The 23616-nt window shown below is 45.4% G+C and carries 19 protein-coding genes and 1 pseudogene; 6 read left to right on the forward strand and 14 right to left on the reverse strand.

What is annotated here, in order from left to right; translation table 11 throughout:
* Nucleotides 1-2272: tetratricopeptide repeat protein (locus QZW47_RS25540; RefSeq protein WP_293133533.1), on the reverse strand; the 2272-nt coding region annotated here is incomplete at its 3' end.
* Between the two features lie 685 nt (nt 2273-2957).
* On the opposite strand from QZW47_RS25540, the gene QZW47_RS25545 reads away from it, so the two are divergent.
* Entirely contained in the window at nt 2958-3122 is a 165-nt protein-coding gene (locus tag QZW47_RS25545; RefSeq protein ID WP_293133536.1) for a hypothetical protein, read from the forward strand.
* 15 nt (nt 3123-3137) lie between these two features.
* A pseudogene (locus tag QZW47_RS25550) lies at nt 3138-3596 on the forward strand (Uma2 family endonuclease); the annotation flags it as partial.
* Nucleotides 3597-3717: 121 nt separating this feature from the next.
* Here QZW47_RS25550 and QZW47_RS25555 read toward each other — a convergent pair.
* The 6 genes from QZW47_RS25555 to QZW47_RS25580 all read right to left on the reverse strand — a co-directional run bounded on the left by QZW47_RS25555 (nt 3718) and on the right by QZW47_RS25580 (nt 7485).
* Nucleotides 3718-4317 carry a 50S ribosomal protein L25/general stress protein Ctc gene (locus QZW47_RS25555; protein ID WP_293133539.1) on the reverse strand — a complete coding sequence of 200 codons (600 nt, stop codon included), beginning with the start codon at nt 4315-4317 and terminating at the stop codon, nt 3718-3720.
* Nucleotides 4318-4381: 64 nt separating this feature from the next.
* Nucleotides 4382-4747, reverse strand: a complete 366-nt coding sequence (locus QZW47_RS25560; RefSeq protein ID WP_293133542.1) for a hypothetical protein — start codon at nt 4745-4747, stop codon at nt 4382-4384.
* Complete coding sequence (locus QZW47_RS25565) at nt 4747-4953, reverse strand: hypothetical protein (RefSeq protein ID WP_293133545.1); 207 nt, start codon at nt 4951-4953, stop codon at nt 4747-4749. Before QZW47_RS25565 ends, QZW47_RS25560 begins: the two co-directional genes overlap by 1 nt.
* Nucleotides 4954-4961: 8 nt before the next feature.
* The gene (locus QZW47_RS25570; RefSeq protein WP_293133548.1) at nt 4962-5186 is read right to left on the reverse strand and encodes a hypothetical protein; all 225 of its coding nucleotides are present in this window, start codon (nt 5184-5186) and stop codon (nt 4962-4964) included.
* A complete protein-coding gene (locus tag QZW47_RS25575) occupies nt 5179-6075 on the reverse strand; it encodes an ATP-binding protein (protein ID WP_293133550.1) in 897 nt (298 codons plus the stop codon). The genes QZW47_RS25570 and QZW47_RS25575 overlap by 8 nt, the downstream gene beginning before the upstream one ends.
* A 69-nt stretch (nt 6076-6144) precedes the next feature.
* Complete coding sequence (locus QZW47_RS25580; protein ID WP_293133552.1) at nt 6145-7485, reverse strand: adenylosuccinate synthase; 1341 nt, start codon at nt 7483-7485, stop codon at nt 6145-6147.
* A gap of 526 nt (nt 7486-8011) precedes the next feature.
* Here QZW47_RS25580 and QZW47_RS25585 point away from each other — a divergent pair.
* Both QZW47_RS25585 and QZW47_RS25590 read left to right on the forward strand, forming a co-directional pair.
* Nucleotides 8012-9025: an adenosine deaminase gene (locus tag QZW47_RS25585; protein WP_293133555.1), complete on the forward strand. Its 1014-nt coding sequence runs from the start codon at nt 8012-8014 to the stop codon at nt 9023-9025.
* A 460-nt stretch (nt 9026-9485) separates the two neighbouring features.
* Complete coding sequence (locus tag QZW47_RS25590; RefSeq protein WP_293133558.1) at nt 9486-10790, forward strand: aspartate aminotransferase family protein; 1305 nt, start codon at nt 9486-9488, stop codon at nt 10788-10790.
* Nucleotides 10791-11167: 377 nt separating this feature from the next.
* Here QZW47_RS25590 and QZW47_RS25595 read toward each other — a convergent pair whose 3' ends face one another.
* The 6 genes from QZW47_RS25595 to QZW47_RS25620 all read right to left on the reverse strand — a co-directional run bounded on the left by QZW47_RS25595 (nt 11168) and on the right by QZW47_RS25620 (nt 21216).
* Nucleotides 11168-12709 carry a hypothetical protein gene (locus tag QZW47_RS25595; protein ID WP_293133561.1) on the reverse strand — a complete coding sequence of 514 codons (1542 nt, stop codon included), beginning with the start codon at nt 12707-12709 and terminating at the stop codon, nt 11168-11170.
* Nucleotides 12710-12951: 242 nt separating this feature from the next.
* The gene (locus QZW47_RS25600; protein ID WP_293133564.1) at nt 12952-13341 is read right to left on the reverse strand and encodes a hypothetical protein; all 390 of its coding nucleotides are present in this window, start codon (nt 13339-13341) and stop codon (nt 12952-12954) included.
* 435 nt (nt 13342-13776) lie between these two features.
* On the reverse strand, nt 13777-17682 hold the full coding sequence (locus tag QZW47_RS25605) for a CHAT domain-containing protein (RefSeq protein ID WP_293133567.1): 3906 nt from the start codon (nt 17680-17682) through the stop codon (nt 13777-13779).
* A 302-nt stretch (nt 17683-17984) separates the two neighbouring features.
* Complete coding sequence (locus QZW47_RS25610; protein WP_293133570.1) at nt 17985-19160, reverse strand: tetratricopeptide repeat protein; 1176 nt, start codon at nt 19158-19160, stop codon at nt 17985-17987.
* 258 nt (nt 19161-19418) lie between these two features.
* The gene (locus tag QZW47_RS25615) at nt 19419-20270 is read right to left on the reverse strand and encodes a hypothetical protein (RefSeq protein WP_293133573.1); all 852 of its coding nucleotides are present in this window, start codon (nt 20268-20270) and stop codon (nt 19419-19421) included.
* A gap of 274 nt (nt 20271-20544) precedes the next feature.
* The gene (locus QZW47_RS25620; protein ID WP_293133576.1) at nt 20545-21216 is read right to left on the reverse strand and encodes a glycerol-3-phosphate ABC transporter substrate-binding protein; all 672 of its coding nucleotides are present in this window, start codon (nt 21214-21216) and stop codon (nt 20545-20547) included.
* Nucleotides 21217-21419: 203 nt separating this feature from the next.
* Here QZW47_RS25620 and QZW47_RS25625 point away from each other — a divergent pair, with 203 nt between their 5' ends.
* Entirely contained in the window at nt 21420-22094 is a 675-nt protein-coding gene (locus QZW47_RS25625; protein ID WP_293133579.1) for an acetoacetate decarboxylase family protein, read from the forward strand.
* A 266-nt stretch (nt 22095-22360) separates the two neighbouring features.
* On the opposite strand, the gene QZW47_RS25630 is transcribed toward QZW47_RS25625, so the two are convergent.
* On the reverse strand, nt 22361-22840 hold the full coding sequence (locus tag QZW47_RS25630) for an orange carotenoid protein N-terminal domain-containing protein (RefSeq protein ID WP_293133582.1): 480 nt from the start codon (nt 22838-22840) through the stop codon (nt 22361-22363).
* A 399-nt stretch (nt 22841-23239) separates the two neighbouring features.
* On the opposite strand from QZW47_RS25630, the gene QZW47_RS25635 reads away from it, so the two are divergent.
* Nucleotides 23240-23581 (forward strand): hypothetical protein, encoded by a 342-nt coding sequence (locus tag QZW47_RS25635; protein ID WP_293133585.1) that lies wholly within the window; start codon nt 23240-23242, stop codon nt 23579-23581.
* The last annotated feature ends 35 nt before the right edge of the window (nt 23582-23616 follow it).

Raw genomic sequence — 23616 nt, forward strand, 5'->3', positions numbered from 1 at the left:
GCCGAATCTGCAACGCCATCTGATAAAAGACGATCGCCCCATCAGGCCAACTGTGGCGCACCAAAGCATTCGCCAACTCAACATAAAGGTCAGCATCGTTTGGTGCAATCTCCAGCGCCTTGTGATACAACTGCACGTCCTCAGGATTGTCCTGAATCGCCCGCCGGTACAAACGCATCGCCTCCTGCAAATCCCACTGCGATCGCATCCTCAAAGCATCAGCCAGCTTTTGCGAAATCCACGGCAAATCCGGCTGAATTTCGACAGCACAGCGGTAAGCGGCGATCGACTCATCCCACCGTTCCAGCTTCTCCAAAGCCGTTCCCATGTTGTAATAAGTCCACGGAAAATCGCGATTCAACTGAGCCGCGCGCCGGTAAACCTCGATCGCCTCGTCCCACCTTTCCATTTCTAGCAGCACGTCGCCCAACTTGCTGTGCGACCAGAAGAAATTCGGATTCAGTTCATTAGCGCGCCGGTACGCAACCACCGCCTCCTCCCAGCGTTCCAAATTTACCAGCGCTTCTGCTAAATTGTGGTGCGCCCAGAAATGGTTGGGATTAAGTTCGATTGATTTTTGGTAAGCCGAAATCGCCTCTTCCCAGCGTTCCAGTTTAATCAGCGCGTCGGCTAAATAATTGTGAGACCAACTAAAATCAGGATTTAATTCAGTTGCTTTGGTGTAAGCCCCTACAGCTTCTTCCCAGCGTTCCAACTTCAGCAATACATCTGCTAAATTGTTGTGAGACCAGCTAAAATCAGGATTTAATTCGATCGCCTTGCGGTAAGCATTTACAGCTTCCTCCCAACGTTCCAACTTCACCAGCGACTCAGCTAAATTGTTGTGCGACCAAGATAGTTCGGGATTAGTTCTAATTGCATTGGTGTAAGCATCTACAGCTTCCTCCCACTGTTCTTGATTTTTGAGAAGTTCGCCCAATTCGTGATAAGCTGCGCCAGCATTTGGGTTCATGGCAACCGCGCGCCGGTAACAGTCTATTCCTTGCTCGACCTTACCTTGCTCGATCAAAGTTTTGGCTAACTGTTCGTGTTCTTCAGCGGTGCCGGACTTGGGGTCGATCGCAAATGCTCGATACCAGGCTTGGGCCGCCGGCTCTGACTTACCTAGTTGCGTCAACAATTTGGCAAAATTGCGGAAAGCCCCGGCAAAATCTGGTTTCAGGGCGATCGCCTTTTCGTAAGCAGAAACCGCTTGCTGCCACTGTTCTTGCTGCGCGCAAATGCTGCCATAATTAGCGTAGGCTTCGGCAAAATTCGGGTTAATTTCTATTGCTTTGACATAGCAATTTTTAGCTTCATCTATTTTTCCACCAGCTTGCAGGGCGTTGCCCAACATTTTGTAGAGTGGCGCTTCCGGCTTAATTTGTAGAGCTTTTTTGCAAGCCGAAATTGCCTGTTCCAATTTGCCCTGAGCAAAATAACCTTCTGCGAGTATTTTGTATGCTTCTGGATATTCTATATTAATTGTCGAATTAACTGCTGGCTTGACTGGCTGCTGCACTGGGGGCTTAACTGGGGTAGCTGCTGGCTGTTGCTGCTTAACTGCGCCGTTTGTTCCGTTTGCACCTGCCAAAGTCTGCTGGCCCTCGCTGCCATTTCTGGCATTAGCTGCGTTGAGTTCAATAGCTTTGCGATAATATGGTGTCGCTTCTTCTAATTTCCCTTGTTTTTTCAGTGCTTCGCCGAGATTTTGGTAGGCCTGTGGCAAATTAGGATTTAATTTTATGGCGCGATCGTAACAGGCGATCGCCTCGGGGAATTTTTCTTGTCGGAACAAAGCATCGCCCAGATTCAAATGTTCCGCAGGCGATACTTTTTCTGGTTCCAAAGAGAAGGCGCGATACCAGCATTCCTGAGCTTGGGCCCCTTTGCCAATTTGTCCGAATACTTTGGCTAAATTCCGGTATACTCCGGCAAAATTCGGTTTAATCGCGATCGCCTTTTGATAAAACTCGATCGCCTCCGACCATTTTTCCTGTTGCGCGCAAATACTGCCCAAATTCGCGTATACTTCCGCAAAATTCGGTTCTATTTCAATAGCTTTAGCGTACCAGTGCCGCGCCTCTTCCATCCTGCCTTGGGCTTGCAGCGCGTTGCCCAAAGTCTTGTAAGCCGGTGCAAAATTCGGGTGAATCTTCAAAGCTTGTTCGCAGGAGGCGATCGCTTCTTCTAATTTCCCTTGGGATAAGTATATTTCTCCCTGTTGGTTAAATTGAACCGCTGTTGATTCTGTATTGACTGTTGATGACATATATAGGCGGTGGCGACCGAGGCAGCAATTAAATAGGGTAGTTAAAGCGTTTCACAATTATAGTCGGGTTTGACACTAACAATAGCAGGCTTGTTCCCGCAATTATTAATTTTTTTGACTCCGGGTGCTGGGGAGACACTCAGAAACCGGGCGGTTGAAACCGCGTCTATACGAACAAAACCCGCCTCTGCGGGTTGAAGAGCAGAACGAGTAGTATCAAAATCGATGGTTAAAACCGGGCGGTTGAAACCGCGTCTATACGAACAAAACCCGCCTCCGCGGGTTGAAGAGCAGAACGAGTAGTATCAAAATCGATGGTTGAAACCGGGCGGTTGAAACCGCGTCTATACGAACAAAACCCGCCTCCGCGGGTTGAAGAGCAGAACGAGTAGTATCAAAATCGATCGCACTCAGGATGCCTGCACCAGAAGACTTATTGAAGAAATATATTATAATACGGTTCAGAAGACGGTTCCAAACCGCGTCTATACAAGCTTGCACCCGATCGAGGAGTTGAAGAGTGGCGGTTAAAATTACGTTATCCTGTCTTAGTCGGCGTCCGGCGGACATCGTTTGTGTAGGTGCGGTTTCAACCGCCGTCCGATCTAAAATTATCGTTTGTGTAGGCGCGGTTTCAACCGCCGTCCGATCTAAAATTGCTAATCTAACAATTGCGGTAATTTTGATGTTGTTAGAGCCACCACCTCAACTTGTCGGTGAAAAGCGCCTCACGTTTCGCGATCTTGATTGGCGCGCTTTCAAGCAAATTCAAAGTTGGCTGGCGGATCGCACTCGCGCCCGATTTACCTACGATAGCGGAGTGTTAGAAATTACCAAAGGTCTCGAATAACACGAACGCTCTGCTCGCTTAATTGAACGATTCATCTCAATCCTGATCGTTGAGATGGGGATGAAAATGAAGACGATGGGATCGACTACGCTCGATCGCGAAGACCTACTCAAGAGCGCCGAGCCTGACAACGGGTATTACATTCAGAATTATGCCTTAGTGGCCGATCGCCCGGTTAATTTGAATGTCGATCCAGCCCCGGATTTAGTTGTGGAAGTGGATATTACCAATACGGATCTCAATAAAAATACACTCTATGCGAGTATGGGCGTGCCTGAGTTTTGGCGGTTTAACGGGCGCGCGTGGCGGATTCTGCAATTAGTCGATGGGGCTTATGTCGAGTGCGATCGATCTCCAACTTTTCCCATCATTGAAAAAACGGATTTATACCAGTTTCTAGAAGTGGCTTTCATTGATGAAGTTGCCGCAGAGATTGATTTTCGTCAATGGGTGAGACAGCAAATTCAAGCCTGAGTAGAGTAAGTGCGCCCAAAAACGATAACAGCTTTTTTGCAAAAAACGATCGCCCTTTTCTGAAAAAGCGATCGCCATTTTGTTTAATAATTAGTTAACAACTATTATTACCAATTACTAATCAACCTGCTGCTGCTGCTTCTTCTGCTTCTTCCTCAGCACTGGCTTTAGTTCCCAACACGGTAACAACCACCTGAGTTGGATCGCCCAGAGCTACTACTCCAGCAGGCAAAACTAATTCATTAATGTGCAGCGCATCCCCTACCTTTAAGTTAGAAATATCTACTTCAATTGCATCAGGAATGCTATCAGGTTTGCACTTAACTGCGATTTGTGCCAGCACAGTTTCCAGCATACCACCTTCTAACTTGACGCCGACAGATTCGCCAACCAAATGCAGCGACACTTCAACTTCGAGGCTGTCTTGAGTTGCTACGGAGAAAAAGCTCAAGTGGTAAGGAAAGCCTTTCCAAGGATGAACTTGAACTTCTCGGAGCAAAGTTTTTCCAGTCCAAGAGAGTTCGGGAATGCTGAGATCAATTAGGGTGTTGTTGACTGCGTGCTTTTTGAGCAGGTTTTCAACTGTTTTGGCTTTGACGGTAAGGGCGATGGATTCAGAGCCTTTGTGCCCGTAAAGGACGGCGGGAATCAATCCGGAGCGGCGGAGGGCGTTAGGTTTGCTACCTTCTGCCCGCTTTTGACATTCTACTGCGAGTTCCATTTTATGACTTTCTGTTGATTGTTTTTACAGTTTATCAGAATTGTGATCTTGCGATCGCGCTTAATTAATTTCGCTGAAGGTATTGATACTTTTCGTTTTCCACACACTTCAGGAGTTCGTGCATTTTCCTCAAACGGTACGTTCCTGCTTGATACTCTTCTTTGGAAGGGCTATCTCCTAGTTTAGTCATGACAGCATCGCTTTCGCGGACAACCTCATCGCGAAAAAATTCTTTTAACTTCTTACTATTACCTTTACTTAACGGCACGACAGATAACATATCCTCTTCCCCATCTATCTGTATTTTTCTTCTTACTGATTTGCCGATTTTGGAAAACTCTGACTTTGCCAACCACAAGTAAAAATCTTCCGTCAGTTCTACACTGTTGGTTAAACTACCATCCTTGGAAATAAAGCCGATGTCTAACATTATCCTTCCTCCTTAGCTTCAGATTCCCTAAATTCACTTTCTGGGACATTCTCAGCCCAAGCTATCCCTGCTTGGTCAAACCGCTTTTTTGCATCAGGAGAAATGGTTCCTGTAGTAATAACTGCAACAACAGTTTGTTTGTCGATAATTTTCTGAGCTTCACCTGGATAGATATTCTCTTTGGTCTTGATTTCAATGTGTGGCATGGGACTCTCTAACGATTATATTTACTTTGAATCTGCCGAATTATGTCTTTTACTCGTGAAGCGTCTTCAGGCTTAATTATCAAAATATCACCTTTTGGACTGTTTCCTTTTGTTCTTTCGCAGGGAATACCTTCTTTAGCCATTTGTTCGATTACCCACTTAATCATATCTCTATGGACTTCGTAATGATAAATCATTTTATCTTCATCAGTTTCAAAGTTTTTCTTAGGCATCTAATAACTCCTTGTATGTTTTATCTAAGTGTTGGCGGGTCGAAAATCCCTGTTCAAAAAGCTCCACAAGCCTTTCAGATATAGAGATATCTCGATCGCCGCATATTACATCTATTAGTAACACTTTATACAAAGCTTTGATATCCCCTGCTGTAAAGGCGCGGCGCTGGTAGATGCCGTACAACTTTGGCAAATCTTCTTGTTTAGTATTATGTTTAATTGGCTTATTCAAATAGTCAAGATAGGATTTGAATTCATCCCGCGATAAACTGGGATCGACAGTTTGTTTTAAAGAAAATCTACGCACTACTGCTGTATCCACTAGATTAGGCACATTAGTAATGCCAAATACTAAAAAACGCTGACTTATTGACGGTTGAAGATTGTCAAGTTGTAGCATTAAAGTTGTCATAGCTCTGCGAACAGCATCGTGTTCCTGTGCGCGACTGCGACTCATGCAAAAAGCATCTAGTTCATCCAATAATAGAAACACTGATGAACCATCTGAAGAAATTTTACGCAAATCTTGAAATATTTGCTCTAGATTTCGTGAAGACTGCCCTAAAGCGGGGTCGAGCATTCTCCCAACGTCAACAGTATAGAAGTTGATTTCATTAGTAACTTCTTGCTTTATTTGGTCGAAAAGTAAGTAACAGAGTGTAGTTTTACCAGTATTAGGCGGCCCGTAGAGCAGAACAGACGGTACGAGATTGTAAATGCTAAACTGCTTGACCAGAGAGTCATCAGCCGTTAGCATCGTCTTGCAGAAACGAAACAAATATTTCTGCAATTCATCTAATCCGAACAACTTTTGGTGGGCAATAATGCGTTTGATATCGCCGTGGGTCAGTTGTACTAATCCGCTGTCGCCTTTAACTAAATTGGTCATGCCGACACCGCCAAAAGTTTCAAACTGTACTGATTAAGCTTTCTCGTCATTACATTTTAGCTTAAACTCTCATGATTGTGCTACTACAGGCCTACTGTCAGCCGACAATAACCCCCGCTTCGGGCCGTGAATCGGGTCTTCGACAATAATAGTTTGGTCGCGACTGGCTCCGAGAGATACAATTGCGATCGGCACTTCCATCAAATCTGCTAAAAACTTGAGATAATCCAAAGCTTGCGACGGCAAATCTTCCAAATTGCGGCACTCTTCGGTGGACTGTTTCCAACCGGGAAGGGTTTCATAAATTGGTTGACAGCGAGCAAATATCCGCGAACTTTTTGGGAAATCTATGCATCGTTCGCCGTCAATTTCGTAAGCAACGCAAACTTTGATTTCTTCTAATTCATCCAAAACATCTAGTTTGGTAATTGCTAAACAATCAAGGCCGTTGATGCGAACTGCGTAGCGGCCGATGACTGCATCGAACCAGCCACAGCGGCGTTTGCGGCCGGTTGTAGTGCCGAATTCTGCACCTCTCTCGCCCAAAACTGCGCCAATTCCATCGACCATTTCCGTAGGGAAGGGGCCTTCTCCGACGCGAGTTGTATAGGCTTTGGCAACTCCAATTACCCGATCGATCGCTGTGGGGCCGACTCCGGTTCCGACACAAGCACCGCCTGCGATCGGATTGCTGGAAGTCACGTAAGGATAAGTGCCGTGATCTAAGTCTAATAAAGTGCCTTGGGCGCCTTCAAACAGAATATTTTTCCGTTTGTGAAGTGCCTCATAAATCTTCAGAGAACTGTCTACTACGTGCGGGCGCAGACGTTCCGCATAAACTCGATATTCATCAATGACATCTTGCGGATTCAGAGGCGGCAAATTGTAGAGTTTTTCCAGAATGACGTTCTTATGCTCGATCGTCCATTCCAGTTGTTCTTGCAACCCTTCCAAGTCCATTAAATCGAGCATCCGAATACCGGTGCGTTCTGATTTGTCGGCGTAAGTAGGGCCGATTCCGCGTCCCGTCGTCCCGATTTTATAATTTCCTCGCTGCTCTTCCGATGCTACATCGATTAATCGGTGATAGGGCATCGTAACGTGAGCAGTCTGGGAAATCATCAGCGCAGCCGTCGAAATATTCAGTTTTTCTAACTGATCTAATTCTTCTATTAAAACTTTAGGGTCGATTACCGTGCCGCAGCCGATGATACACTCTGTATCGGGGTAAAGAATCCCCGACGGAATTAAGTGCAGCTTGAAAGTCTGTCCGTTGACTACCACCGTGTGACCGGCGTTGACGCCCCCTTGGTAGCGGACAACGATATCTGCGGATTTGCTGAGCAAATCGGTAATTTTGCCTTTTCCTTCATCGCCCCACTGGGCGCCGATCACAACTACGTTAGCCAAGGGTTTCTCGCGTTCAGTTCAGGTTGACACAAACTCTGATTATGTACGAACGTGTTCCGGATGTCAAATTAATTTTTGTTACAATTGAGATATAGCCTTTCTCAAAAAGATGAGGTACTATCCGGCATAGGGCATAGGGCATAGGGCATAGGGCATAGGGCATAGGGCATAGGGCATAGGGCTATCCTCACTTTTTTGAGAACCGCTGTAGTTGAGGCTCTATGGCGCTCAAAACCTACTTCCAGCAAGATCGGGGGAGGTGGGAAGGGAGAGGGGAAAGGAGTAGGATCGGGTTTGGATCTAACCCGCGGTTGTTTTGTTTGGGGGACTGGTATGACAAATTTTTCTATGGATTTGAATTGCATAAATTATTCATTGATACAGAAACCGCAGATTTAAGGCTGATACACACAGATGAACGCAGATAATTTCCAGATATGTTAGAAATGAATGCAATTCTAATCATTCAATTCTTCAATTCTTCAATTCTTCAATCCAAAATCCAAAATCTAAAATCTAAAATCGCATGACTTTACACGCTGAGTTGCACCGACACCTAGGCGGTTCTGTGGTTCCTCGGATTTTGTGGCGGTATTTCGATCGCCATAATGCTGAAATGGTCGATCGCTTTCAAGAATATTCTGCGTTTGAGGACTTTTACACTCGCCCGCGCAATACTCTCGACGAGTATTTGGAACTGCACACGCTGGTAGAAAGCGTTCAAACTGTTGAGACTTTGCCTTATTTCATCTATCGGTTGATGCGCGGCGCTTACGTGTTTGAGAATCTGGCTTATTTGGAGTTGCGCTATACTCCTTATTTGCGGACTCCTGAGCATTTGAATCAGTCGAAACGCATTGATTTGATGGCGGAAATTGTACGGGTTGTGGGTAAGGCGAGTCAAATTAGTGATTGTCCGATTGTGACTAGCCAAATTTTGTGTATGCACTCGCGTTTACCTTATGAGGTGAATCGGGCGATTGTGGATTTGGCGGCCGAGATGGGAGAGTATGTTTGTGCGATCGATCTGGCGGGCGGTGATGCTGCTATTGGCGATCGTTTGGATGAGTTTGTGGGATTGTATCAGTACGCAAGGTCGATCGGCGTCAAAACTACCGGCCACCTTTACGAAACTACGTCCGGCTGTTACCCCGAACTTCTGCCCTATCTGATGCGTATCGGTCACGGGATTCAAATTCCCCTAAAATATCCCGAACTACTGCCAGAAATCGCACGCAGTGGTCAATGCTTGGAGGTTTGCCCTACTACCTATCTCAAGACGGGGACGTTGCAGGATATGTGCGAATTGAAGGTAGTATTCGATCGATGTTTTGAGGCTGGTGTGGATATTGCTATTTGCACCGACAACGCGGGATTGCACAATGTGCGGCTACCTTTTGAGTATGAGAATTTGTTGACTCTGGATATCATTGATTTTCGGCAGTTACAAGCCTGTCAAGATGCTGCTTTTCGTCATGCTTTCGCGTGGCCCTACGATGGGCGGCCTGTGAAAATGCTGACTGGTTTGTTGCAGCATTAGTCGGTTAGTGCGATCGAGAATTAAGGTGCGATCGTGAATTAAGGGCGATCGTCAATTAAGGGCGATCGTCAATTAAGGGCGATCGTGAATTAAGGGCGATCGTGAATTAAGGGCGATCGAGAATTAAGGGCGATCGAGAATTAAGGGCGATCGTCAATTAAGGGCGATCGAGAATTAAGGTGCGATCGAGAATTAAGGGCGATCGTCAATTAAGGGCGATCGTCAATTAAGGGCGATCGAGAATTAAGGGCGATCGTGAATTAAAATGAGACGGCGGTTGAAACCGCATCTACACAGACACTCACGCGCCTCCGCGGGTTGAAGACAAAGGCGGTGAAAATCACCTTATGTTGTTCAGTCCGCCGAGGTGTTCGGCGAGCGAAGTCGAGTCGCGGACATCGTTTGTATAGAAGCGGTTTCAACCGCCCATTTTTCTATCAATATAAAAGGATAAAAAAACATGACAAATATGGATGCTTACTGGATGCCCTTCACCGCCAACCGACAGTTTAAAGCCAATCCGCGAATATTGGCTTCTGCAAAAGATATGCACTTTACAACCGATGATAATCGCTCAATTCTAGATGGGATTGCAGGGCTTTGGTGTGTGAATGCAGGCCACTGTCGCCCGAAAATCATTGAGGCAATTCACAAGCAAGTATCGACTCTCGATTATGCGCCACCTTTTCAGATGGGACATCCGGGTGCTTTTGAATTAGCGGAACGTTTGGTGAAGTTGATTCCGGGTAATTTCGATCGCGTTTTCTTTACTAATTCCGGTTCCGAATCAGTCGAAACTGCCTTAAAAATTGCGATTGCTTATCACCGGGTGAAAGGTGAGGGAACTCGCCAAAGATTGATTGGTAGGGAACGCGGCTATCACGGTGTTGGTTTTGGAGGCATTTCTGTCGGCGGTATCGGCCCAAACCGCAAGTTTTTTGGCAGTTTGTTGACGGGAGTCGATCATTTACCTCACACTCACAATTTAGAACACAATGCTTTCAGCCGCAAACAACCGGAATGGGGCGCGCATTTGGCGGATGAATTGGAACGGATTGTGGCTTTGCATGATGCGTCTAATATTGCGGCGGTAATTGTCGAACCTGTTGCTGGTTCTACGGGGGTTTTGATTCCGCCGAAAGGTTATTTGCAGCGCCTGCGAGAGATTTGTGACAAGTACGGAATTCTGCTAATTTTTGATGAGGTAATTACCGGATTTGGGCGGCTGGGTGCGAGTTTTGCAACTGAATATTTTGGGGTGGTTCCCGATATTGTGGCGACGGCGAAGGGGATAACTAACGGTACTGTCCCGATGGGGGCGGTGTTTGTGAAGGAGGGAATTTATGATGCTTTTATGAATGCTCCTGAAAATGCGATCGAGCTTTTTCACGGTTATACTTATTCTGGGCATCCCCTGGCTTGTGCGGCGGCTTTGGCGACGCTGGATATTTATGAGGAAGAAAGGCTGTTTGAACGGGCTGATAAGTTGGCTGATTATTGGGAAAATGCGGTTCACTCTTTAAAAGGTGTGCGCCATGTAATTGATGTTCGGAATCTCGGACTTGTGGCGGGGATTGAGTTGGAATCTATTCCTGGGAAGCCGGGGAAACGTGCTTTTGATTGTTTCTTGCAGTGTTTTGAAAAAGGGTTGCTGGTGCGGACTACTGGTGATATTATTGCTTTGTCGCCTCCGTTGATTATTGAGAAGGAACATATCGAGATCATTTTGGAAATTTTGACTGGGGTTTTGCAGGGATTGGAGTAAGATTTAATCAACCGCGAAGAGGGCCCCGGCGGTTGAAACCGCGGCGACACAAACGATGTCCGCCTCCGCGGACGAAGAGGGTATTCGGAGATTAGGAATACGGCGAAGAGGGCCTCGGCGGTTAAAACCGCGGCGACACAAACGATGTCCGCCTCCGCGGACGAAGAGGGTATTCGGAGATGAGAAATCACCGGTGGAATCTTCAACCCGCGGAGGCGGGTTTTGTTTGTGTAGACGCGGTTTCAACCGCCGGGTGGATGGGGGGGAGAAACCGCCGGGTGGATGGGGGGAAATCACCGGGTGGAATCTTCAACCCGCGGAGGCGGGTTTTGTTTGTATCGCCGCGGTTTCAACCGCCGGGTGGATGGGGAAAACCACTATCGCCGGGACTCGGTTTCCTGGGAAATTGCCACCTCTGGATTTTGAGAAGTACCCAAACTTGTTTGCGCGGAACCCTGTATTTGGGTAGAAGGGGATGATTTTGTTAGCAGTTTTCGAGTGCCCCACCAAGCTAGCCATCCCAAACCTCCACCCAATATGCAGCTAAGTGTAACGGAAATTACGAAGGGATGCAGCGCTGGATATTGGGGTGATGGTAAGTGCAAAGGTTTGTCTACCAGCAAGGGGTAGCTGCTGGCGAGAATTCCCGCAAAGCCGATTCCTACGCCGATACCGGTACCGACGGATTGAATGGTATTCTCTAATTTGCGATCGCTCTTTTTTTCGTTTTGCGCTAAAGTGCGATCGGTCTCGGCTTGATCGATTTCGACTAAACCGCGTATACTGGCGATCGCCTGATCTAATAATTGAGCACCCGGTTTAGAGTAGTTGAGGTCGGCTTGAATTTGCAATTGAAAGGTTTGGCTTTCTCGTTCCGCAAACCGATTAAATAAATCTAGAGGATCGTTGGCTTGAGTTTGCAGGCGTTTGACCTTGAGTTGGTAATTTCTGATGTGAATATTCAGGGTATTTAAACTATCTTCTAGATCGCGGAACTTTAAAGTATATTCAGGAACAGTTTTTAAGATATCTTTGAGTCGGTTTTTTAAGATTTCCAAATCTAAAGATTCTGGCAATTTTGATTTAATTTCAATTTCTTCGAGAATTAAGTTTTGGAGTTCATCGGCACATTTTCGACTATCTTGGAAAGCCTTGGTGATTTTATGATAGTATAAAAATAGTTCTGGTAAGTCAAAATAGATGGTTTTTAGTTGTTCTGAAGTCGCATCGGCAAAATAGAACAGCACAAGATAGCGAGTTTTTGATGTTTTTGGTTGGCTAAATTCTACGATGTAACTATCTAAAAATGTATCGGCTTGATAAAAGTCGGGACAAAAACCAAGTAGTTGATGCAGCAAGGTTTCGGCATGAATTCTTAAAGATTCAGCATTATTTGGTTTTGGTTCAGACAAATAAGCGGTGATGAGTAAGGTTTCTCCGATAAAATGTTGGTGTTTACCGAGAGTTAAGCATTTGTTGGGGTTAAATTCGCTGACTTCGTTTAAGTCTACGCCATCAAAACCTGGAGATTGCGGACGAGAAACATTAATTAATAAAGCGTAGCTATCGCTAAGTTTTTGTGGATACACCACTAGACGATATAAAGGTTTAGGCTGAGTTGGATTTTGATTTTTCTGTGGGCTTGAAAGCAAAAAATATTCTCTGGTTCCTGGTTCTTGGCTATTTAGTAAGTCGTAGTTGTCTGACTTCGGAAAATCTTGACGCAATTCGGGGAATGAATTAGGGAGATTTAGCTTTGAACTAAAATTTTGTTTTAATAGTTGTTCATAGTTGTGCTTGATTTTTTCGGGAGGTTCGTTAAATTGTTCTGGCGAATTTAAGTATGAACCTGATTGCAGGGTGAAGGCAAATAGGTTAACGTTTAAGGCATAGTAAATCGGATCTGGTTTATTGGACATTATGATTAAGTAGATGAGTGAAAAAATACACAAGTATCTCAATACGGTTCAGATAAGCCCGTCAAGAGAGTAAAAGCTATGTGAAAATAGACTTTGCGATTGCTTCGTTCCTCGCAATGACAATTCTAACCCAAGCGTATTGACAAATATGTCATTGCGAACGAAACGAAGTGAAGTGAAGCAATCGCAGGGTTTCAGCAACTTTATATGTTTTTACATAGCAAGGTTTATTTGCGCCCACCTTAATCTTCTGGACTGTTTTCGGGAGTGTTGTCTGGATTCGGCTGATTATCCTGAATTGTTTTTTGGATTCTATCTCGATTGCGAATAATATCTGCCTCGTTTGATGGGGGTGCAGCTTGAATTTCTGGTTCGTCTTCATCAAACATATCCCCGCGCAGTTGTGACCAATTAGTTTCGTTGAATTCGTCCATGATTTGAGGATATTTTTCACACCAGTCTAGTATTGCATCAGCAATTTCATCGGGTTTACTAATATTAGTTAAAACTAAATTTAGTTGATTTAGGTCTTGCCAAATCGCAGGATTAAATAGGTTGCTGGTTTTATGTTCTACTTCCAGCAAGGTGAGGAAGTCGAGAATGGTTTCTGAACTATGGAGAAAGTTGTTCATGGTTTTCAGTTATTTGTATTTTAGGGAAATCTTCGTATAGTATACCAACTGCCAATCCGATTAGGCAAAACTGTAGGGGCGGGTTCACCAACCATCTATAAAACCCGCCAACAATCTCGTAAACCCGCCCTTCCTTCACCAACCATCTATAATATCATGTCCGGTCGAAAGACCTCGACCCGGTTCGTAGTGCGGACTTTAGTCCGCTCAATATTGCGGACTAAAGTCCCAGGGCTATTTCATTATAGTTAGGAACGGGCAAGATGCCCGTTCCACAAAGATATTTTTTTCTGTGGAACGGGCATCTTGCCCGTTCCAAAACTCAATCAAAAAGACTTTTGCAAGAGGTCTATTTGTATTATTAGTGGGTGGGGGCGGGTTTATGATATTATTCATTTTTACCAGGAATTATTGGTGAACCCGCCCCTACCATAATTATATGCCAATGGCACAAAAAGCTGCCCAGTATTGAGGATCGGCAAAGGGTTGCTTGGGAAGGCGACGCACGAAATTTTTGATGTCCTTGACTTTATCTTCGGGGATTTTGACATCGTTTGTCAACCAGGTTAAAAAGTCGGCGCGGTTAATGGTTCTCAACCAATTTTGGGCGGCTTGTAAGGCTTGAGAAACTGACAAGTTTTCATTTTTGAGGTTTTCATAAAAGCGAATCATCAGAAAGGCGGTGGAAAAATCGCTAACTGACCATAAACTACTGACAACATTCGTCGCACCGGCATAGAGGAAACCACTAGCTAAACCGATATATTCGTCGGTGGAAACGCTACTTACTAATCCGGTTTCACAGGCGGAAAGGGTGACTAGGCGACAGGATGGTAAGTTGAGAGTAGCGAAAATTTCTTTGAGTGTCAAGCATTGAGTCTCTAGCCGAAACCGATTACCATTGCGTAAGGTTAGGTAGGAACTTTTATCTGCTTCTTCTGGTGTTTCTAAGGGTGGTTCAGAGGAAACTAAGGGAGTTTGCGCTGCTTCTCCAGCTAGCACTAAAGCTGAATTCATCGGATTGTTGGAGTCGAAGCTACCGTGACAAGAGAAATGGGCGTAGTGGGAAGCAGTTAATTTGGTGAGAGTTGCTTCGGAGTTAAAGGCGATTTTGGTGGCTGCGCGGTTTTTCAAAATGTGGGCGTGGGGGTTGAAGCGGCTGGAAATTTCTGCAACTTCAATTTCGGTGTAGCGCAAGTCTTCTGTGGGATTTTCGATGGCGAATAAGGGGACAATTTTCGTGGTTTGCGGGCGTTGGCGTTGGTGGAGTCTGTCGAGAAATTGGCTGCTGGGTGCGTATTGTACGCCGTTGGGGTAGAGTTCTAGCAAGTAATCTGTTTGAGTTTGATTGTTTGCTAATTTTCGGGTGGCGGGTAAGGCGTGAAGCGGTAACAAATGTAAATTCCGGTGGGGGATGAGGATGAGTTTTTTGATGGTTGGAGGTAGTTTTTCTAGGAGTTGGTTGAGGTGTAGGGATTTGGCTAGGATTGGTAGGCGGTTGCTGAGGGCTTGACTCCAGGTTTTTTGGCGGTAGTCGCTGAGGTAGGTGGTGATGTCGGTGTCGAGTTGTTGGCGGTTTTCGGGGGTGAATGCTAGGTGTTGAATTTGGGTTTTAAGCCCGGTAATTTCGCTGGGAATTTGGGTTTGAACCCCCCCTAGCCCCCCCTTGGTAAGGGGGGGGACAAGATTTGGAGTGTTGCTTTGTGAGGGGGGGACAAGATTTGAAGTCTCACTTAGTAAGGGGGATTTCGGGGGTTTTTCGGCGGCGAGGGTGACGATGAAGGCATGAAAGCCATTTTCTGGGTTTGGGGGAAGATACCACTCGATGAGGGCGGTTTCGCTGTCGAGGAATTGGGTAAAGTCGGGTAGTTGGGGGATGACGAGTTGGGTGAGGGTGAATTCGGGATCGTTAATTTCTGTGATGAGTTGGGTGAGTTGCTGTTGTCGGTTTTTTAGTTCGGTTTCGATGTTGGAAGTGGTTGTTTGAAGAGGTTCTAATTTGGAGGAAATACTGCGGTTTTCCTGGTTGCTGTTGTCGGTGGTGTCGGTGGGTTCGTTACTGTCGAAGTCTTGGAGGGAGGCTATTTGCTTGCGGAGTTGGCCGAGGCTTTGTTTTTGTTGGGGGGTGCTGTTTTTGGGTTCGAGTGTGGCGTCATCGAGGAGTTCGATGAGGGTGCGAGATTTGCTGCGTTCGACGGTGAGGAGGGCTGTGTGGTAGCGTTCTAGGTGGATGCTGGCAAGTACCAATTTTTCGTAGATGGGCAAGGCATTTTCCAGGATTTGGCGTTTGCTGCGTTGGGATGCTGCCCAGGCGCGGCTTTGTTCGACGCCGGTGATGGCTGTTTCGTAGCCGTAAATGGCGTTTTCCCAGTCTTGGAGTTCAAAGGCAAGGTTGCCGAGGTTGCACCCCGTTATGAGACAGTCAAGGGGAAAGGCAGAAGGAGTGTAAACTTCTAAGGCTTGTCGGTAAAACTTAATCGCCAGTTCGATATTCTCTGCTTTCTCTCCCCTGATTCTGTAACGGTAGGCACTTCCCAGATTATTTTGCGTCATTGCCCAATCTTGGGGAAAGGCATCGCGGGTACGAACTTCTAAAGCATTCATGTAACACTCAATCGCCAGTTCGATATTCTCGGTTTTCTCTCCCCTGATTCTGTCATTGTAGGCATTTGCCAGATTACTTTGCGTCATTGCCCAATCTTGGGGAAAAGCATCGCGGGTGTAAACTTCTAAAGCATTGGTGCAAGATGCGATCGCCAGTTCGATATTCTCGGCTTTCTCTCCCCTGATTCTGGAATAGTAGGCTGTTGCCAGATTATTTTGCGTCGCTGCCCAATTTTCGGGAAAGGCATCGCGGGTGTAAACTTCTAAAGCATTGGTGTAAGATGTGATCGCCAGTTCGATATTCTCGGCTTTCTCTCCCCTGATTCTGTTACTGTAGGCTGTTGCCAGATTATTTTGCGTCGTTGCCCAATTTTCGGGAAAGGCATCGCGGGTGTAAACTTCTAAAGCATTGGTGTAAGATGCGATCGCCAGTTCGATATTCTCTGCTTTTTCTCCCCTGATTCTGTTACTGTAGGCAATTGCCAGATTATTTTGCGTCATTGCCCAATCTTCGGGAAAGGCATCGCGGGTGTAAACTTCTAAAGCATTGGTGTAAGATGCGATCGCCAGTTCGATATTCTGAGCTTTCTCTCCCCTGATTCTGTTACGGTAGGCTTCTCCCAAATTATTTTGCGTCCCTGCCCAATTTTCGGGAAAGGCATCGCGGGTGTAAACTTCTAAAGCATTGGTGTAAGATGCGATCGCCAGTTCGATATTCTGAGCTTTCTCTCCCCTGATTCTGTCACTGTAGGCATTTGCCAGATTATTTTGCGTCCCTGCCCAATTTTCGGGAAAGGCATCGGGGGTGTAAACGGATAAAGCAGCGGTGTAAGATGCGATCGCCAGTTCGATATTCTGAGCTTTCTCTCCCGTGATTCTGTCACGGTAGGCATTTGCCAGATTATTTTGCGTCTGCGCCCATTTTTCGCTTCCCGGTTCCCGATTACTTAAAACTATTTGAAAACCTGTAATAGCAATTTCAATATTATTCGCTCTTCTCCCCAGAGGAAACTGACTAATATGAATACTCAAATTTTCAATAAGGGCGACAATATGCTCAATTGCTTCTGGGTTTTCAGCAATTAAATTACTAGCTACTTGCTGTAAAGTTTCCGCGAAACGGTTATTAAGAAGATGTTGCCGTTGCTTGAGAATGGGGTAAACTACCGCAACATCGCTATTGCTTTCTTGTTCTGCTTGCAATAATTCTAGGATAAAGTTTGAATACTCTTCTGGATTTCCCCCCTCAGAGTTATCCCTATCTTCCTCCTCATCCATCCTCAAGAATTCCCCTACCTGACTGGCAAGATTCCGCAAAAAATTAGCCGCATTCTCGTTTCCTTGCTGTACTAAAGTTGCCGCTACCGCCTCGCAAGCTTGCAAAAACCCAGCATCCAGCAATTGGGAGTTATCCTGTAAAATCTGATCTTCCTCACCGCTAGGACAACTTAGCAGTTGTTTAATCAATGGCAGATAAGCAGAATTACCCTCTGCATTTTCTCCCTGGGCCCTGGTGCCCAAAGCTTGACTAATTTGAGTCGCCAATTGCTGCAAAAAAACCGCAGCATTTTGTTCGTCATCCGCCGCCATCCGACTCGCCACTTGCTGCATCACTTCAATCAAGTTTGAGTCAACTAACTCTGAGTGCTCTTGCAACAGTTCCATTTCTTCGCCGGCGGGGCAATTCAGCAGGGATTGAATCAGGTTCAGGTATGATTGGAGGCGGTTTTCATCCATGAGGCGTGAGGTTGAAGATTGTTGGTTTGTTTATTTGTAGCACAAATTCAAGCAGTCTCTGCTCAAGTGCGAGATTTTTTTTATTTCGGGATGGCAGATTTCGCGCTAATTTTTCGAGCTAGGATATGGCAATGTCCATTAATGTCATATCTTGCACCCATGTTTATTGGGGTTTGTTGGTGGGGTGGGGGCGGGTTTATTTAACCTGTCTGCTACTTTTGAAGCTGTTGGTGAACCCGCCCCTACAGGATTATTGATACTGAAATTTATTGAATTATAGAATGTGCTGTCCACTGCTATATTTACCATGCAAATTGTCTATTCACATATTCGGCTAATTCTAGATTGTGCGGCTGAAAATACTCGCGCAGTCGCTGTCTGACAACATCATCCGCAGGCTGATAATTACCACCGTTATATTGTTTGTAATCGCTGAGTTGATAATCGGGCAAATCTAAAAACTCAAAAACTTGGCTGAGTGTCGCAGCCGGATTTGCATAAAATTCTTCACTCTGCAAAATCAAAAACTGTTCTCTGGGAAAAAGTTTTATCCACTGTTTTAGGCTGCAAGCATAAAGACTTTTGTAAATGTAGTGAGAATCTTTCCAATAACTTTGATCTGCTAAACTAACTTCGGTGGCGCCTGCGAGCAATTGCAACTCGGAATCGATCGCCACCTCAAACGTCCTGGATTCCGTACCGCGCCTCACCAGCATTTGATAGTGCGAAAAAGCGCGATCGACTGGATTTCGCAAAATTACAATCAGCTTGACTTTTGGCAAACACCCGTGCAATCTTGACGCAGCTAGCGGGTGAGTTAGATAAGTCGGAGTTGCTTCTCCAGTCAAAAAATGCTGCCCTTCTATGTGCGGCGGAAAGTGCGCTTGATACCACGCTAATCCTTTGTTGAAATGTTCGGAAAAGAAACAGATTTCTTTATTGGCCGCGGGTAAAATCTGAGGGTGTGCAGTGATATATTTGTACAGAGATGTTGTGCCGCACCTCGGAGAACCGATGATGATGAAATCGGGTTCGCGCAATGCGGTGGAATTCCATTTTACTTGGGAGAGTTCCGGGCGAGATGCTACAGTTTGCAGGCGGACTGCGGTTTGAAAAAGGGATCTCGACTCCTGGATTTTTCCCTGCTTGCTGAGGGTCACTGCCAAGTTAATGTACGCCAATGGAAAATTTGGCAAAATCTCGATTACTTCGCGGTAAAGAGCCACCAAGCCGTCAAGGAGAGGAGAATCTTTGGGTAGGGGCGCGTACATTAACGGGAAGTAAGCGGCGGTAAAGTTTGGTTGCAGGAGAATGGCTTTTTGGTGACAGGCGACGGCTGCGGCAATTTGCCCGTTTTGTTGCAGGGCTTTGCCTAATTCGTGGTAAGCTGAGGGCGAATTGGGATTTTGGACGATCGCCTGTTCGTAAAGCGCGATCGACTCCTGCAATTTTTCGCGATCGTTTAAGCTGTTCTGCATTTAAATTGTATGTTAATAAACAATCAAATTATTGTGGGGTGGACTTCGACGCTGCCCAAAATATGCAATTTATCCCCATTGTTTTGGGTCTCTTTAGAAAAGATATTTGAAAGTGCCATCCTCTCGCCCAAGCTTCGCTAATATCAAATCGGGTAGCATCTGAATTATTCATCTTTCTTTCTTCTCTCTCTGCGCCCTCTGCGTTCTCTGCGGTTAAATCACCTGACGATACAATCGGAAACGATATAACCGCAAAACTCATACTGGAATCCTGTAATAACCGCGCATCATCACCTTAACATCCAAATGCTTCATATCTGCCGTAGAAGCATCATGAATCATATTTTCAGTCGGTGCAATATAAGCCTCGCCCGGTGCAATTCTCAGCTTCACCACCGGATATTCTGGATAGCGCTGCATAAACTCACTGGTTAACTGTCGCGTCCAAAGTTTCCCAATAGGGGAATCAGAATATCCCAGCATTTCAAAAATGTCCATTTCAGTCAAATTCACAAACAAAAAATAACGGCTATCCCGCCCTAAATTCACACAAATCCGATTAGTAGCCTCGTGCTTTCTATCCAGCGACAGATTGTCCCAACTATCAGTATGCAAACCGTTGCGACAACCGCGTTTGTTATCAATTGTCGCCGTACTCAATCCCGGCTGTCGGCCGCCCATACCGCTGATAACTGGCGGCGCATCCGACAGACAAAAAGGCTGAAAATAGTCAATTAGTCGATCGAGTATTTGCGCGCATTTTTCCTGAGATTTAAACTCAGCCACCTGTAGCGGAGTCGTTAGCGAAGCGATAGCAGCATCAGCCAACAAAGCCAAAACATCCGCAGGTAAACGCACAATTCCGACACCCGCATAGTGGGGCGGCGGTTCGTCTGTCCAAAGCAGTGCGGACTCTGCGGGCGTCGGTTCTCTCCAAGGTGCTCTCGGCATAAAAGCCCCTTGACAATACTGAAGGCGATCGGGCACATTGTCAACAGCTAACTGAGTGCCCGAACTCAGCCACACTCGCGGAATTTCTGACTCTTCTTTAGCTAGAAAATCGCAATTTTGACAGCGATAAATTACTATACTTTGACGGAGACTGTACATTATTAAATACGTATAAATCGCAATTATTAAACTTGAGGTTCGTAGTAAGGACTTTAGTCCGTTCTTGAAAACATCAGGTTCGTAGTAAGGACTTTAGTCCGTTCTTGAAAACATCAGGTTCGTAGTAAGGACTTTAGTCCGTTCCTCAAAACTCCAGGTTCGTAGTAAGGACTTTAGTCCGTTCCTCTGAGTTTGCAAAACAAGGAATAAAGTCCTGACTGCGAACTTTTGAGGGCTAAAGTCCTGACTGCGAACTTTTGACACTTCGCCAATCTTAGTGAGTGCAGTGAGTGCAGTGAGTGCAGTGAGAACAGTGAGAACACATCGCCCCTACCTCAAACCCTTCAGCATGGGGAAACTGCCAGAGAGTTTGTGTTAAAGTTGTGCGATCGACATTCTGGCGCAAAACAGCAGAAAAAGTCAACACGCGGGCTTCATCGTCTGTGCTTTCCACCAAAATTTCGCCCTCAGCAACCTTAATTGCATCTCGGTGCAAAATGCTGATTCCGAACATACCAGTCATCCCCAATTCAGCCAGTTTACCCGCAATTTCATTGAGAAATTCCGAGTTATTGACAACAGCTTCTGACCGTTCAACTGCTGCCGACACAGCCTCAGTAACGCGGACAAATTCTAAGGGAAACCAAACCCATTCACCTGATGCTTGATTTTGTTCTACCTTCCACATATACGGAATAGCATCGCCGTATTCTGCGGTTGGCTTGACATAAGCATTGTTGCCATCAAACACTTCTACCAACCTTTCATTATCCGACAGGTCAAAGTGTTTGTGAAGCAAACAAATACCCACCTGTTTTTGCAAGCCGTGACTGCGGATAATAGCACCGAGTTCGGTCATGTTATGTTCGGCTTGTTCCAGCAGGTCTCTGGCTGTGAAAAAATGCTCTAAACTATCGAAAACATCTGGTTTGTAAGATGTCAGCATACAGGCAATGGTTCCTTATAAATATTCACTAAGTAGACGATATTTAACTTTTGCTAAAATGTCAACTAATTGCTAGCTATTTACAGATTAATCTTTCTTATGGGTAAATTTACTAGGATTTTATGAAAAAATACTAAAACCTGTTGCTCTTTTAAAGCCTAAGCTAAAATAAAGATAAAATATCATACATAAAATCACTTAAAATGGTATATTCACCTGCTCCTTGGCACCTGCAAGGTTATGCTGTTCAGACTTTACAATTAGTAGATGTGGCACGAGTGCGCCCCTTGGTTCCCTCTGAGTTAGAAATTGTCTCAGTATTGCCAGGAAAAACCCTAGGTGGCATTTATATATCCTCCTACGGGCTCGGTTCCGTGATGGAGTACAATGAGTTAATTGTCGTAAGTGCGATCGCCAGTTATGCAGGAAAATGGGGCGCTTGGATTTCCCACATCTACGTAGACAATCCTAACTCAGTAGCCGGCGGGCGCGAAATTTGGAAACTTCCTAAAGAATTAGCTGAATTTAGTTGGGAAGGCAGCGATTCAGTAAAAGCATCACCGCTAGGCTACCGCGTTACAGTTAGCCAAGGAAATCTTCAACTGTGCAGTCTCAATTACAGCAAACAAAGTTTAGCCTTACCGCTACCTTTTGGCGGCAATATTTTTAGCGTTGACAGCAGCAATTTGCTAATGTTTAAAGGAGAATTTCAGTCTCGCACTGGCTTGATTAAAGGCGAAGTAGAAATACATGAAGACAGTAATTTTGCCCGTTTAAACTTAGGTCAGCCCTTGCTCACAGTTGGCTGCGAAGATATGCGTTTAATTGCAGGTGCGCCGCAAATTGTAGGGAATAGAGCCGCTGAATTCAGTTATTAGCTGCTAAGTGCGGATATCAATAAATACCGACAGTTTCATGGCTGACTCATAGTCAGCTAGAAACCCGGTTTCTCCGAGTCTTGCGTTGGGTAACGATAAATCTCGGAAGAAACCGGGTTGGTGAGGCCAGGAGTCCCCACAATTCGAGCTACTGACTAATCTTGTGCAATCCTAACTTACCAAACGGCTAAAAACCCGGTTTCTAGATGCTCGTTGCGACATCGAATCTTTTCGTGGAAACCGGGTTTTCTTAGTAAGTCCTATTTTTAAATGCCAGCGCCCGGAGCGGCTTCGGCACCCATTTCTAAAACTGTACCGCGCAGAAAATCAATTTGCTTCTGAAAGTCCATGGCCTGAATCTTGCCTAATAAAGCTTTTCCGGCTTCGGGAAGTTGATAGTCTGGAGGTACGGGAATAATGGTGCCTTCGTCCATTCCTACTGCTAGAAAATACCAAAAAGCTAATTTGGTTTCTGGGCTCATCGAGCCGTACATCCGGCTGATTTCTGTATTGGCTTTTGAGGCAATGTCGCGCATTACTTGCAGTTGTTCTTCGTGGGGAAGCGGCTTGACTTGATCGAACAAGCCCTGAGCGATTTCGGAACCGGAAGCACCGGGAGCTGCTGGGGTGATTGACTTACCCATTTCGGTGTAAACAAACCACAACAAACCTAATTGATCGTCTACGCTCAAGCTCTGAATTTCTGCTTTTCCTTGGTCGTAAGCGCCGGCAGTAGTAAATGTCATTGAAGCCTCCAGAATAATATGTATTGCTCAGTTTTCTTATTGGGAAAACTTGTTTTTCTACTTAATAGAAGTTAGCGAATAAATAGGGATGCGAGAATCTTGCTGAGGGTAGAGATGATCCCCGACTGTAATTAAGGATTGAGGTGAGGAATCTGTTATAAACTTTACAACTTAAGAATGATGCGATATGTCTCATGTTAATAAATTTGAGAGCGCATTAGTTCGTAGTGAGGACTTCAGTCCTTCTAGATTTTTACGGACTAAAGTCCTCACTACAAACCTGGTAATCAAGGTTCGTAGTGAGGACTTCAGTCCTTCTGAATTTTTGCGGACTAAAGTCCTCACTACAAACCTGGTAATCAAGGTTCGTAGTGAGGACTTCAGTCCTTCTGAATTTGGATGCGGACTAAAGTCCTCACTACAAACCTGGTAATCAAGGTTCGTAGTGAGGACTTCAGTCCTTCTGAATTTTTGCGGACTAAAGTCCTCACTACAAACCTGGTAATCAAGGTTCCTAGTGAGGACTTCAGTCCTTCTGAATTTTTGCGGACTAAAGTCCTGACTACCAACCTGGTAATCAAGGTTCGTAGTGAGGACTTCAGTCCTTCTGAATTTTTGCGGACTAAAGTCCTGACTACCAACCTGGTAATCAAGGTTCGTAGTGAGGACTTCAGTCCTTCTGAATTTTTGCGGACTAAAGTCCTCACTACAAACCTTGTTTTGCTGTTGGAAGGAACATAAGAGGATGTGCAAGAAAATAGGCTGGCGTACAGCCA

Source organism: Microcoleus sp. bin38.metabat.b11b12b14.051, from assembly GCF_013299165.1.
Classification (GTDB): Bacteria; Cyanobacteriota; Cyanobacteriia; order Cyanobacteriales; family Microcoleaceae; genus Microcoleus.

Bases quoted from the DNA above. Each gene is read 5' to 3' on its own strand.
- QZW47_RS25545 (WP_293133536.1), top strand. From the start codon at position 2,958: ATGTTGTTAGAGCCACCACCTCAACTTGTCGGTGAAAAGCGCCTCACG.
- QZW47_RS25555 (WP_293133539.1), bottom strand. From the start codon at position 4,317: ATGGAACTCGCAGTAGAATGTCAAAAGCGGGCAGAAGGTAGCAAACCT.
- QZW47_RS25560 (WP_293133542.1), bottom strand. From the start codon at position 4,747: ATGTTAGACATCGGCTTTATTTCCAAGGATGGTAGTTTAACCAACAGT.
- QZW47_RS25565 (WP_293133545.1), bottom strand. From the start codon at position 4,953: ATGCCACACATTGAAATCAAGACCAAAGAGAATATCTATCCAGGTGAA.
- QZW47_RS25570 (WP_293133548.1), bottom strand. From the start codon at position 5,186: ATGCCTAAGAAAAACTTTGAAACTGATGAAGATAAAATGATTTATCAT.
- QZW47_RS25575 (WP_293133550.1), bottom strand. From the start codon at position 6,075: ATGACCAATTTAGTTAAAGGCGACAGCGGATTAGTACAACTGACCCAC.
- QZW47_RS25585 (WP_293133555.1), top strand. From the start codon at position 8,012: ATGACTTTACACGCTGAGTTGCACCGACACCTAGGCGGTTCTGTGGTT.
- QZW47_RS25590 (WP_293133558.1), top strand. From the start codon at position 9,486: ATGACAAATATGGATGCTTACTGGATGCCCTTCACCGCCAACCGACAG.
- QZW47_RS25595 (WP_293133561.1), bottom strand. From the start codon at position 12,709: ATGTCCAATAAACCAGATCCGATTTACTATGCCTTAAACGTTAACCTA.
- QZW47_RS25600 (WP_293133564.1), bottom strand. From the start codon at position 13,341: ATGAACAACTTTCTCCATAGTTCAGAAACCATTCTCGACTTCCTCACC.
- QZW47_RS25605 (WP_293133567.1), bottom strand. From the start codon at position 17,682: ATGGATGAAAACCGCCTCCAATCATACCTGAACCTGATTCAATCCCTG.
- QZW47_RS25610 (WP_293133570.1), bottom strand. From the start codon at position 19,160: ATGCAGAACAGCTTAAACGATCGCGAAAAATTGCAGGAGTCGATCGCG.
- QZW47_RS25615 (WP_293133573.1), bottom strand. From the start codon at position 20,270: ATGTACAGTCTCCGTCAAAGTATAGTAATTTATCGCTGTCAAAATTGC.
- QZW47_RS25620 (WP_293133576.1), bottom strand. From the start codon at position 21,216: ATGCTGACATCTTACAAACCAGATGTTTTCGATAGTTTAGAGCATTTT.
- QZW47_RS25625 (WP_293133579.1), top strand. From the start codon at position 21,420: ATGGTATATTCACCTGCTCCTTGGCACCTGCAAGGTTATGCTGTTCAG.
- QZW47_RS25630 (WP_293133582.1), bottom strand. From the start codon at position 22,840: ATGACATTTACTACTGCCGGCGCTTACGACCAAGGAAAAGCAGAAATT.
- QZW47_RS25635 (WP_293133585.1), top strand. From the start codon at position 23,240: ATGCGGACTAAAGTCCTCACTACAAACCTGGTAATCAAGGTTCGTAGT.